The following is a 10,988-nucleotide window of genomic DNA, read 5'->3' as shown; positions in this document are numbered from 1 at the left end:
CATCTCCAATCAACGCAGGAAAAATGGAATCACACAGATAGGCCCAGAACCAGAGGTTTTTCGAACCCTCCAATCTATGTCTGCTTTTTCTTATTATCGGACATAGGTCCGAGACATCAAGAAAGGCCCGCAAAGGTCTCTACGAGGCGTGTTCGACACACGCCATGCAAGGACAACGTCTGCTCCCGGAGGGACAGTCTGATCATCTCTGCCACTCTCCGCGATAGCCATTTCAACTCACGCAGGTCTGTAACTATTCTGAGGCTCGCGGCTGACTTGGGAGGTAAACGGAATGTCCGCTCCGGAGGTCTGATCCGCCCAAAGCGGACATTTTGCCATTTTCGGCTTGAGACGGAGCTTGCTGACGTGGTATCTACCATGTAGACACACGTAGGAGAGATTCAATGCTTGGAACCGTTCGTAAATGGGGGAACAGCGCCGCCATTCGTTTGCCGGCCAATATCCTTGAAGCGGCTCACCTGCATGTTAACCAGGCCGTTGATGTCCGGGAAGAAGATGGACGCATCGTCATTCAACCGGTTCGATCTGCTGCCCTTTCTCTGGAAGCCCTGACCGCTGCGATCACGGATGATAACCGCCATGGTGAAGTGAGTTTTGGATCTGAAGTCGGTGGAGAGATCTGGTAAGTGTCGGCGTGGGTACCAGACTGCGGAGACATTGTCTGGCTGGAGTTTGATCCTCAGGCAGGGCGTGAACAGGCCGGACATCGCCCCGCTGTCGTATTGTCTCCCGCCAGCTATAACAAAAAATCCGGAATGATCGTCTGTTGCCCGACAACGACAAAAGTCAAAGGGTATCCTTTTGAAGTACCCCTGACGGGAGAACCAACAAGCGTTGTTCTCTCTGATCAGGTTCGCAGTCTTGACTGGCGTGCCAGACGGGCCAAGCATAAAGGCCGGGTTTCTGAAGGCGAACTTGAAGCGGTCCGCGAGCGCGTTCGGCTATTAATCGGATAAGAGCAGGGAAAGCGAAATACCCCCTTTTCGCTTTCCCTGTCACAGGAGGCAGGCCACCCTGTGCGCTCCGAATGCTTATACGGTGATCGTTCCGGAAATACGGGTCACGACATTCCCGCCGATCCAGATATCGTCACTGACTTTCTCCACGAAGACCTGCCCGTCTCCAACAAAGGCTCGCACCTCAAACTGGGCATCTGTTCCGTCACGCACGGGGTCCCACGTATCAACAATACCCACGCGCTGCCCCTTCAGCGCCATCCAGCCAGGACCATTACTGTTCTCCCCGATTGTCCATCATCGTCGACGCCGGTTTCATTGCTTTACCCACGCAACCGACAGCTCTCGCCACGGGGGCGTGTGTTCATCGACTGGGTCGCTGACCTGTTTCCGAAAATGACGTTGTGACGGTCGAATGTGCCGGCTGACCGTGGGAAGCCATTCGTTACGTCCCCGATCGGCGTCACCCATTACGAAAACCTGTTGTCAGGCCCGCACTTATGTCTTGATCGCGACCAGCTTTGCAATCTGTTGTCCGGCAGGATCGAAATTCCCTGGCCTGAGCCACACCTCAAGTGCGGCTTTGATATCAGGCCAGTCGGTATCGGTCATTGCGAACCAGACCGTGTCACGATTCTGACCCTTGGCCACCATATGGTTCCGAAAGAGTCCTTCAAACCGGAAGCCGAACCGTTCGGCTGCCCGCTTGGATGGCCCGTTCAGATCGTTGCATTTCCACTCGAACCGGCGATAGCCGAGCGTGTCGAAAACATAGGATGCGAACAGGTACAGCGCTTCCGTGGTGACGCAGGTGCGTGCGATCGCCGGCCCCCACAGAATGCTGCCGATCTCAATGACGCCATGCGCCGTATCGATCCGCATCAGGGCCTGGCGCCCCTCGGCGCGGCCGGTCGCCTTGTCGATCACCGCGAAGAACAGGGGATCTTCGGATGTTGCCGCTTTCTCGATCCAGGCATGGAAGCTCGCGGCGTCGGCGGGTGTCGTCTCGAACAGGTAGCGGAACCGGTCATCGGCCCCCGGTTCCTGCGCCGAGCGCAGCAGATCGGCCTCATGAAGCGCCGGATCGAGCGGCTCCAGTCGCGTATAGCGCCCCTCCATGACAAGACGGGCAGGTCTGGGCACACCGGTCCAGTTCGTCAGATCTGTTGTCATTGTCTGTTCAGACATCCCGTGGCTGTTTCTTGTCTTCCTATCGCAGCAGGCAGCTCGGCACCATGCATCCATATGGTGCCGAGCTTTTTAGTCTGGCCACAGGTCAGCTTTAGCGGTCTTCTCGTCTGAGAGCCGCAAGTCCGGAACCGGCCCAGTTCCTGTCGGTCTATGACGTGGTTGGATGTGGGTTGAACGTCTTCTTCTGACCGAGGCTGCCGCTCTTCATGTCGCGTGCACATGACCGCTTTGTCCCAAACGCAGTCTATCGCGGCTCGCCTGACAATGTCGGCTTTCGGAAAACTGTCATCACCACATCGATGTCGGACATAACTGGTGTCTTCTGGACTTCCGGAAAGCGGACAGATATGTCGTGATAATATCAACTGTTAAAGGTACTGATCTGTTTGAGCCTATTTTTTGATGCCGATGGATCGGATGATTGGCGGTATGGCCGTGAGATTGTTCTAGGCTGAGAAGGTGACGTTTATCACCCAAAAGAAACTGCTCTGGAAAATATCGACCCGGGTACTCTTCTTGCTGGCAAGGCGTATGACGCGGACCGGTTTGTCGATCGGCTAATATAGCGAGAGATTACCACGGTCACCCCATCAAAACGCAACAGAACGATACAAAGAAAAATCGATTTTTCTCTCTACTACGAACGGAACCTTGTTGAGAGATTATTCAACAAAACCAAGAAGTTTGGCGCTATCGCAATCCGCTACGATGAACTGAAGTTCACCTTCCTCACAGCCGTGGGACTTGCCTCAATCATCATCCTGCTTAACTGACGACACGCTGTAGGCTTGAAAAAAATTATTACAATCATCGATTGATATCGAGCTACATTATCTCCAGATCAGAGAGTTGAGTTTCAACATGTAAGCTCGCTGCTTCCTGAGCTGTAGTTTGGGAATCGATGAGGCGCGCATAAGCAGGGACCAGATCTGGCCACATGGATCGGAGCGAAAGGATAACAGCGCGCGCGCGCTGATCCGAGACACCGTAGACGACGTGCTTGGCCTGCCTTCTACCTCTAATAATTCCAGCGTTCCGAAGAACACCCACCTGTTGCGAAAGGGTGGGCTGATGAATGTCCAGACATCGTTCGATCTCGGACACCGATCGCTCCCCCTCAACAAGCAGGCAAGCAATAGCCAACCGTGTCGGATTACCAAGAACCCGCAGGACACTGCTTGCCGCAGCGACATCTCGACAGAGCACGGACAATACCATGTCCCCCTTATACAGCGTTTCAGACAAAGGGTAGAGAAAAATCAGATTATACCACTTTTATATATAGTTTATAGAATTAAGAACGAATCACCTTGCGTATTTTGTTATCATTATATCATTATGCATATCGATATAGTGAAAGGGCTTCAAGTGTCACTAAAAATTGGGGTACATAATGCAAACCTGCATCTGTTTCTCGCGTCCCATTGGCCCGCTCTGTTTAATGGAATCGCAGTCGAATTCGTACATTATGATGATGGCCGTGAGAGCGCTCGCTTCCTGACGCGTGGTGAAATTGACATTTGTGGTACCGGATCGACGCCGCCGATCATTGCTCAGGCGAACGGTGCCGAAGTTGAATATATCGCGGCATCAGCTCGTCGGCCGCACAATGGTGCCCTGGTGACAACACCTACATCAGCTATTGCGGACATCCGAGATCTCCAGGAAGCGAGGATCGCGTTGGTTGACGGCTCGTTCCATACCTACCTACTGGCACGTCTTCTGGATGGGGTGGGACTTACTCTGCGAGACGTGCGACGCGTTGAACTCTCGCCGTCAGCATCCCTCACTCACCTTCTGGACGGCAAAGTGGATGCATGGATTGCAATGTCTCCATTGCTCGAAAAGGCAATATCCAAAAATTTCGTCAAGGTCATTGCCGAGTGTGGTGACAAAATTCCCAATCGCTCTGTTTTCTGGACGATCAGGAATAGAAAGCTTTCCGCATCACAGAAAGAAGACGTTCTTTCGCGCCTGATAACTCTCGGGCGGGAAATTAGCGCTGATCCAGAAAGAGCAGCACGCATTCTGACGGATGCCCGCACAGAACATGTCGATCTGAATACTTGGTCAACAGCCATCGCTGCACGGGATTGGAGCATACACGCAGCTGATCGGGAAATCGCCGATGAACAGCAGGAAGAGGCGGACACCCTCCTGCGTCATGGTGACCTCTCTCGGGAAATTGCTGTCCTGGACGCCATGCGGCTCTGAGTGGGCCTTAAACCTCTTCCACGGAGAAAATGTGACATGAAAATATTTGGATATATGTGTGCGCCTGACGGAGTTTACCCGTGGCGTCAGGACGGAACGCGCAAGGTAGATCTTGGATATTATCGTCAGTTGGCGTCAGCCTACGATCAACTTGGATATACTGGCGCGCTTTTTGCGACCGGCGCGCATGATGTCTGGGCGCTGGGAAGTGCGCTGGCCTCTTTCACAGACCGTCTGAAATTTCTGATTGCCATTCACCCAGGGCTAATCCCTCCAACACTGCTCGGAAAAATGGCGGCATCATTGCAGGAATTTACGAAGGGGCGCGTGCTGCTAAACATTGTCTCAGGCACTACAGAAATGCTGGAGACTTATGGGCTTCACCTCCCTCATGGCGAACGCTATGCCATGGCGGACGAATATCTTTCCATATGGCATAGGCTGATGGAAGGCGAGGCCGTGACGTATGAAGGGCGTTACATCTCTCTCAAGAACGCGAAGCTGGCCCTTCCAGTCGGAAAGACGATCCCTGCGCCGCCCCTGTATTTCGGCGGCTCATCGGATGCTGCGATTGATGTCGCCGCACGCCATGTCCATACCTATCTGTCGTGGGGGGAAACGCCAGACCAACTCGCGGAAAAGCATGCCCGTGTTCAAGAACGGGCCAAGAGTTATGGCCGGGAACTCTCATTCGGAGTTCGTCTCTATGTGATCGTGCGCCGCACCGACAATGAGGCATGGGACGCTGCCAATGACTTATATGCTCATATGGATGCGGACAGCGTGGCGGCCAATCAGCGAATGATTAATAATACCGACTCTGTTGGCCAAAAACGCATGGCGGCGTTGCACCAAGGCAAAAAACCCGAAAATCTTCGGGATCTTGAAATAGCACCAAATCTCTGGTCGGGCATTGGTCTCGTGCGCCCTGGACCTGGCACTGCGATCGTAGGGTCGCCAGATACGGTTCTGCGTACGCTGGAGGCATATCAAAAAGCCGGAATCGAAACGTTCATTCTTTCAGGCATGCCCCTGCTCGAAGAAGCCTACCGCTTCGGCGAACTGGTTATGCCACGTCTACCAACCGAGAATGCGGCGTCGACTCCCATTAATCAGAACCTCACCTGGTCGTCTCTCTTCGATCGTGATCAGCAGAGTTCGTAAACCCGAGCTTAGCTGGCGCCCAAGGATTTCCCACATGTCTCAGTCGCGCTTCCCCGTTCATCGCTATCTGACGCACGCCCATCGTTTTGCCCTTCTCGGTAGCACACTGCTTGCATATCCTGTGGTGGAAGCGAGCGCCGCCTCTCCGCTACTCGCGGAAAAAAAACATTCGTCACCATCTGTTCAACATTCTGATCCGAAACATGCTACGTCCGCTATCGGCAACACACGACCGCGCGATGAAACGCTCACTGTTGTTGCTCAGCGCAGACGGCAAAACCCGCAAACAGTGCCGGTTTCTCTGTCAGTCATCGGCGGTGACCAGATTTTACGCGATGCCCAGTTGCAGCGCACCAGCGACATCGCAAAACTCGTACCCAATCTTCAAGGCGCAGCGACCGAAGGACCTGAACGCCCCCGGTGGTTCATGCGCGGAATTGGTACGAACAGCACCAACGCGAATACCGTCAATCCGGTCGGAGTCTATTACGACGAAGTCTACATCGCCAACGTTTATAATCAGGGCTTCCCCCTATTCGACCTGGCGCAGACAGAGGTTCTTCGGGGTCCACAGGGGACGTTGTGGGGTAAGAACGCCAATGGCGGTGCAATTAACCTAATTTCTCAGGCACCAACATTCAAACGCCAGGGATATGCCAAATTCGGCTATGGAAGCTTCAATCATTCTCAGGAACAGGTCGCAATCGGTGGCACGATCATCCCCGAAAAGGTGGCCGGCCGTTTTGCCTTCTATGGGGATAACAGCGATGGGTGGCAAAAAAATGTCACGGACGGAAAAAAACTTGGAGGTGGCCTGGACACGGCGGCGCGGGGGCAGTTGCTCATCCGGGCCACGCCTGATCTCAATATTACATTGAATGGCCATTACAGAAGGTTTGACGGGTCAGTATATCCGCAACAATACGCAGCGGATTTGTCGAAAAGCGGTTTTGGCAATCCGTCAACCGTGTATATTCCGGGCTATAACACGCCATCAGCCGTTCCGAAACTGGCGTATGACGAGGTCAATACATATCGCGCTCAGCAATTCGTTCAGGAAACCGGTGGGTTCGTCAAGGCGGTCTGGTCCCAGCCGCATTTCACGCTGACCTCAATCTCCGCTGCTGAAGGAAACCGTCGCAACCAGAGCGAAGCATACCCCATGATTGCGTTGCCTACCGGGCAGACACCTTACAACGCATCTTACAATACCGGTGACTACTGGCAGGCAACACAGGAAATTCGCATTGCTTCTCATGGTACCCGTCGCTGGACCTGGCAAGCCGGTCTTTTCGGAATGCTCGAGCATCTCGACAGCATCGGCGCGAATGCCTATTACCATACACCCGTAACTGCCAATGGTCAGGCGCTTTCTTTTTCCGTTCCGCCATATTCTCGGGATCATTATGATCAAAATTGGCAAAACGGCTCAGCATTTGCTAGCGCTACCTATAACGTAACATCGCGTTTTCACATCACCGGCGGCTTGCGGTGGTCCATTGAGCGGATCGGCATCACGAACGCCTATGACGCAGTCCCTCTGACTGGAAGCGCGGGGGTCTATGGAAATTCTCTTGCCTCACTACCTGCTGGCGCATCCAGAGTATTGACTCAGAAAGAGCATAATACCTACCGGAACTGGAACTCTGATTTTACGATCCAATACGATATAACGCGACAGGCAATGGCTTATTTTCGTTTCGCTTCGGGGAAGATGCCGGGAAATTACAGCTTTACAGGGTATAGCAGGGTTCCGGGCACATCGTTTTCGGCTCAGCAATTAACATCTGTGAATCCGGAAACCATCGATTCGTTCGAATTGGGTGCCAAGACGCAATTCTGGGACCATCGGTTGACCCTGAATGCCGATGTATTTCGCTATAATTATGCGAACGCATTGGTGAACGTTCCGACCAATATTGGGAGAGGCATTACGACCATTGTTTTTCGCAATGCTGGCGCGGCCCGTATTCAGGGCGCTGAGGTGGAAACAGTGCTCCACCCGGTCGTCGGCCTGAAGCTCGGTGCCAATCTGGGTCTGCTGGACACGCGCTACACATCGCAAAGTGAATACGGCGACGGAATTCTGGGGGCACAGATCCCGCGCTCACCCCATGTCAGCTTGTCAGGATATGCCGACTACGACATCCGGCTTCCTCACGGTGACCTCATTCTGGGAAGCGACTTCCAATACTACTCAAAACAATACTTTTATCCGTCGGTATCCTCCCAAACATCAGATCCTTTGCTAAGCCAGAGAAAATACGCGCTTTGGAATGCCCATCTGACATGGTTCCCCCAGAACAATCATCATCTTTCGTTTGATGCGTCCGTTCTGAATTTGCAGAATAGCCATTACAAGTCTCTGGCAATTACCCCGATCAACGGCCTGTCTTCTCTCACGCTGGGACAGCCGCGTAGTTTCTTTCTTCAGGCAATGTATCGCTTCTGAATTGTAGAGGACGCAGGCTTATGGCCGACAGAGTACTGTCCCCGTTCCATCGATCCGCCCTCTGCGGGATGGCGATCGGAATGTTTATGCTGAGTTATGGCGATCGTGCTGTCCTCTCGGTCAGCATGCCTCTCATTGCGCATGAGTTTAATCTAGGGCCTGCCCAGACCGGATGGGTTCTTTCGAGTTTTCTTTGGTCCTACGTGATACTCACGTTCCCCGCCTCCTTATTGGTCGATCGTTATCCGACCCGGACGATGGGAGTGGCGGCTCTTCTGATCTGGTCGTTCGCCATGTTCATGGGAGGCTTATCTGCTACTCTTTTTGTCTTCCTCATGAGTCGTGTTCTATTGGGTATCGGTGAAACGCCGACATTCCCGCTGGCCAACCGGATTGTCCGCCAGTGGTCTGGGGAACAACACAGGGGAATGATCCTGACAGCTCTGGTCTGCTCCAGCCAGATCGGGCTTGCTTTCGGACTTCTGGGAAGTGGATGGCTGGCTGGCTGGACCGGTTGGCGAAGTGCGTTTCTGGCCTATGGTGCGCTCAGTATCGTCATAGCCGTATGCTGGAGGTCAGTCTTTCCCGCTGAAGCCGTCAAAAGAATGAAATGGAGTGATGGTCGCTCGCTGCTCAATCTTCTTACTCAACGCACCTTCTGGGGACTTTTGTCTCCTGGTGCGGCCGGACAATACGCAAATTTCCTGATGATGTCATGGTTCCCCACCTATTTGCATCGAACGTTCCATTTACAGACCTTTGAAACAGGCTTGGATGCAAGCATCTGTTACGGAGTAGCAGCCGTTTTTTCGGTCGTGCTCGGAAAAATAGCGGAAAAGATTTCCCTCGCCTTTTTGCCGAAACAGATACTGGCACCCAGACGTCTTGTTGTGGCGGTATTGCTTCTGGGATCTTCGGTGATTGGCATCCTTCCGTTTCTAAATTCGGTATGGTTGGTTTTATTTTGTGTTTCAGTAGTGATCGGTTTGATTATGGCCGCGTTGGGCGCCAACACGGCACTTGGCTCCGATCTTCTGGTAGACGGTACCCGAATTGGGTCAGTCACTGGGTTCGGAATGATTTTCGGCAATGGAGTCGGGTTTCTTGCTCCAGTGACAACCGGGTACCTTGTACATTTGACCGGGACATTCTCCAGCGCTTTCTATTTGGCTGCGTTCGTTCTAGTTGCCGGAGCCGCTTTGGCGACACTTCTTCCAAGGCAGCCTCTTCAGCTGACCAAATGATGTGGAGAGTTCGAAGAAACGGTGATTGATTTCTCTTTTACCTGATTTCAGGTTTTTGGGGAGTTGATTGCTGGTTCCTAAACGTGATTTTCATTCTGCAATTTGAGCTGAGTCAGACCTTCATACTCTGCGGAGGTTTTTCAAATAAATGCTGGCGCGGCGTGAGAGTGCACCAGCATCGACCTGTCTGCTTTCTCCATCACGTTTCCAATAGCAGACATTCCGCTTGCCCCCTAATTCGCCTGTCTGCTCAAAAGAACCAGAACAGACAGGCGGCAGTCGCCTTCATTTCGGTCATAAACAGGGGCGTTTAAGTTTTTGGAAAGCAGACATGATCGATCAAGTGCGTACGAGTATTTTATAGTCAGATTCTGTAATGTTCATTGCCATGTAGGCGCGCTTGGTCTGGGCTTCCCTGATCGTGTCCAGCGACAGCCCGTTTGCGAGCATGTCCTCAATTAGGTCGATATGCAGGGCTGCCAGAAGAGCGTGGGCGTTATAGAGGGCCGCACCCTCCGGCGGCGAGCCCGTCCCTTCCTCGATGAACCTCGCGGTCACCCCAAGCATCCAGCGATAATGCGGCGATTGCAGAATGCCCGGACCGAATTCGAGCGCCCGGATCAGGTGGCGGTTGTCGAGCTTGAACGTCAAGATCAGGTCAAGAAACGCTGCAAGACGCTGTTGCGGTAAAGTTTCTTGCCGGAAAGGAGCCGCACCACTCTCCACGCTTGCCCGTAGAGCTTCGATCTTTGTGGCCCAGAGAGCGTCGAGCAATCCCGCGCGACTACCGAATGCGCGGAACAGTGTTCCCTTCCCGACACTGCATGCCGCCGCAATGGCATCCATGGTCACACGTTCAGGCCCATCAGCCTGTGCAAAGAGGATATCAGCGGCCTCAAGCATGCGGATCGTGGCGGTCGGCGGCCGTCCGCGACGAACCACTTGATTTTCGGACTTGCGGTCCGATATATAATGTAAATCTGGACTCATGGTCCGGAAATCATATCAAGGAAGCACCATGTCACCAACATCCGAACTGCCAGACTGGCTCGAAAATGCGCTGGACGCACTTCGCGCAGGTGATATCGCGGGCTGGATGGCGATCTACGCAGCCGACGCATGCCATGAATTTCCGTTCGCGCCCGAAGGTGCCCCGCGTAAACTGATCGGACGGGACGCCATTGCGGCCTATATGGCCCATCTGCCGTCTATAATCCGGTTCGGCGGGCTGAGCGACATTCGCGTCCGTAGCGCGGGCAACGAACTGATTGTTGAGGCAACGGGCCATCATGAACGCGTTGTCGACGATAGCACAAAGAGCTTGTCCTACGTCTGGTTCATCGAAAGGCGTGACGCGAAGGTCACTCGGATACGCGACTATATGAACCCGCTTCAGCTTGCAGCGATTGTCTCAGACTGAATGGCACAAGCTGGCATGGCGTCCCCCGAAGACTAACGGTCGGAACGGACGGTTTGAATGGGGCTGCTCTCGCCTACATCTCGGACAATCCGAAATACAAACAACTGATCTTAAAGCGGATGACGCCGCCTAATCTTGCCTGGGTCATTTTTATTTTCTCAGGCGAGTATCCATGCGCGACGGATTCAGTTCGATCCGAACTAACGTTTCCGCTCTGAAGACTTGATGCAGCGCGTCGCGAGCAGCAGAATACCATGGAATAATGCAAGCAACCCAAATGTTTCGGCATAAGCCTCCGATGCGACATGGGATGGAGCGATTGTCGC

General features: G+C 53.4%; 11 protein-coding genes. 7 read left to right on the top strand and 4 right to left on the bottom strand.

Annotation, left to right across the window (positions count from 1 at the left end):
• Nucleotides 1–404 precede the first annotated feature (404 nt).
• Together GSP01_RS13685 and mazF are read left to right on the top strand one after the other, a co-directional pair.
• Complete coding sequence (locus GSP01_RS13685; protein WP_141354399.1) at nt 405–647, top strand: AbrB/MazE/SpoVT family DNA-binding domain-containing protein; 243 nt, start codon at nt 405–407, stop codon at nt 645–647.
• Nucleotides 648–977 carry an endoribonuclease MazF gene (gene mazF / locus GSP01_RS13680; RefSeq protein WP_141354397.1) on the top strand — a complete coding sequence of 110 codons (330 nt, stop codon included), beginning with the start codon at nt 648–650 and terminating at the stop codon, nt 975–977.
• Between the two features lie 75 nt (nt 978–1,052).
• Here mazF and GSP01_RS14825 read toward each other — a convergent pair whose 3' ends face one another.
• From GSP01_RS14825 to GSP01_RS15510, 3 genes are all read right to left on the bottom strand, one after another.
• On the bottom strand, nt 1,053–1,217 hold the full coding sequence (locus GSP01_RS14825) for a hypothetical protein (RefSeq protein WP_167495566.1): 165 nt from the start codon (nt 1,215–1,217) through the stop codon (nt 1,053–1,055).
• 258 nt (nt 1,218–1,475) lie between these two features.
• Nucleotides 1,476–2,165: a GNAT family N-acetyltransferase gene (locus GSP01_RS13670; protein WP_141354395.1), complete on the bottom strand. Its 690-nt coding sequence runs from the start codon at nt 2,163–2,165 to the stop codon at nt 1,476–1,478.
• Between the two features lie 828 nt (nt 2,166–2,993).
• Nucleotides 2,994–3,311: an ArsR/SmtB family transcription factor gene (locus GSP01_RS15510; RefSeq protein ID WP_373320142.1), complete on the bottom strand. Its 318-nt coding sequence runs from the start codon at nt 3,309–3,311 to the stop codon at nt 2,994–2,996.
• Here GSP01_RS15510 and GSP01_RS13655 point away from each other — a divergent pair.
• The 4 genes from GSP01_RS13655 to GSP01_RS13640 all read left to right on the top strand — a co-directional run bounded on the left by GSP01_RS13655 (nt 3,240) and on the right by GSP01_RS13640 (nt 9,242).
• Nucleotides 3,240–4,382 (top strand): ABC transporter substrate-binding protein, encoded by a 1,143-nt coding sequence (locus tag GSP01_RS13655; protein ID WP_228123928.1) that lies wholly within the window; start codon nt 3,240–3,242, stop codon nt 4,380–4,382. The two genes, GSP01_RS15510 and GSP01_RS13655, sit on opposite strands and share 72 nt — an antisense overlap.
• A 36-nt stretch (nt 4,383–4,418) precedes the next feature.
• Nucleotides 4,419–5,546, top strand: a complete 1,128-nt coding sequence (locus GSP01_RS13650) for an LLM class flavin-dependent oxidoreductase (protein ID WP_141354389.1) — start codon at nt 4,419–4,421, stop codon at nt 5,544–5,546.
• A 34-nt stretch (nt 5,547–5,580) separates the two neighbouring features.
• Nucleotides 5,581–7,998: a TonB-dependent receptor gene (locus tag GSP01_RS13645; protein WP_167495565.1), complete on the top strand. Its 2,418-nt coding sequence runs from the start codon at nt 5,581–5,583 to the stop codon at nt 7,996–7,998.
• An 86-nt stretch (nt 7,999–8,084) separates the two neighbouring features.
• Entirely contained in the window at nt 8,085–9,242 is a 1,158-nt protein-coding gene (locus GSP01_RS13640; RefSeq protein ID WP_167495564.1) for an MFS transporter, read from the top strand.
• Between the two features lie 339 nt (nt 9,243–9,581).
• Here GSP01_RS13640 and GSP01_RS13635 read toward each other — a convergent pair whose 3' ends face one another.
• Nucleotides 9,582–10,232, bottom strand: coding sequence for a TetR/AcrR family transcriptional regulator (locus GSP01_RS13635; RefSeq protein ID WP_228123926.1), 651 nt, complete (start codon nt 10,230–10,232; stop codon nt 9,582–9,584).
• Between the two features lie 28 nt (nt 10,233–10,260).
• Here GSP01_RS13635 and GSP01_RS13630 point away from each other — a divergent pair, with 28 nt between their 5' ends.
• On the top strand, nt 10,261–10,662 hold the full coding sequence (locus GSP01_RS13630) for a nuclear transport factor 2 family protein (protein WP_141354383.1): 402 nt from the start codon (nt 10,261–10,263) through the stop codon (nt 10,660–10,662).
• The last annotated feature ends 326 nt before the right edge of the window (nt 10,663–10,988 follow it).

Origin of the sequence: Gluconobacter sphaericus NBRC 12467 (assembly GCF_006539125.1) — a bacterium.
Lineage (GTDB): Bacteria > Pseudomonadota > Alphaproteobacteria > Acetobacterales > Acetobacteraceae > Gluconobacter > Gluconobacter sphaericus.
Note: the sequence above shows the minus strand (reverse complement) of the source record. Positions and strands in the feature narration are given on the sequence as shown.

Bases quoted from the DNA above. Each gene is read 5' to 3' on its own strand.
- GSP01_RS13670 (WP_141354395.1), bottom strand. From the start codon at position 2,165: ATGTCTGAACAGACAATGACAACAGATCTGACGAACTGGACCGGTGTG.
- GSP01_RS13635 (WP_228123926.1), bottom strand. From the start codon at position 10,232: ATGAGTCCAGATTTACATTATATATCGGACCGCAAGTCCGAAAATCAA.
- GSP01_RS13630 (WP_141354383.1), top strand. From the start codon at position 10,261: ATGTCACCAACATCCGAACTGCCAGACTGGCTCGAAAATGCGCTGGAC.
- GSP01_RS13655 (WP_228123928.1), top strand. From the start codon at position 3,240: ATGAATGTCCAGACATCGTTCGATCTCGGACACCGATCGCTCCCCCTC.
- GSP01_RS13645 (WP_167495565.1), top strand. From the start codon at position 5,581: ATGTCTCAGTCGCGCTTCCCCGTTCATCGCTATCTGACGCACGCCCAT.
- GSP01_RS13640 (WP_167495564.1), top strand. From the start codon at position 8,085: ATGCTGAGTTATGGCGATCGTGCTGTCCTCTCGGTCAGCATGCCTCTC.
- GSP01_RS13685 (WP_141354399.1), top strand. From the start codon at position 405: ATGCTTGGAACCGTTCGTAAATGGGGGAACAGCGCCGCCATTCGTTTG.
- GSP01_RS13650 (WP_141354389.1), top strand. From the start codon at position 4,419: ATGAAAATATTTGGATATATGTGTGCGCCTGACGGAGTTTACCCGTGG.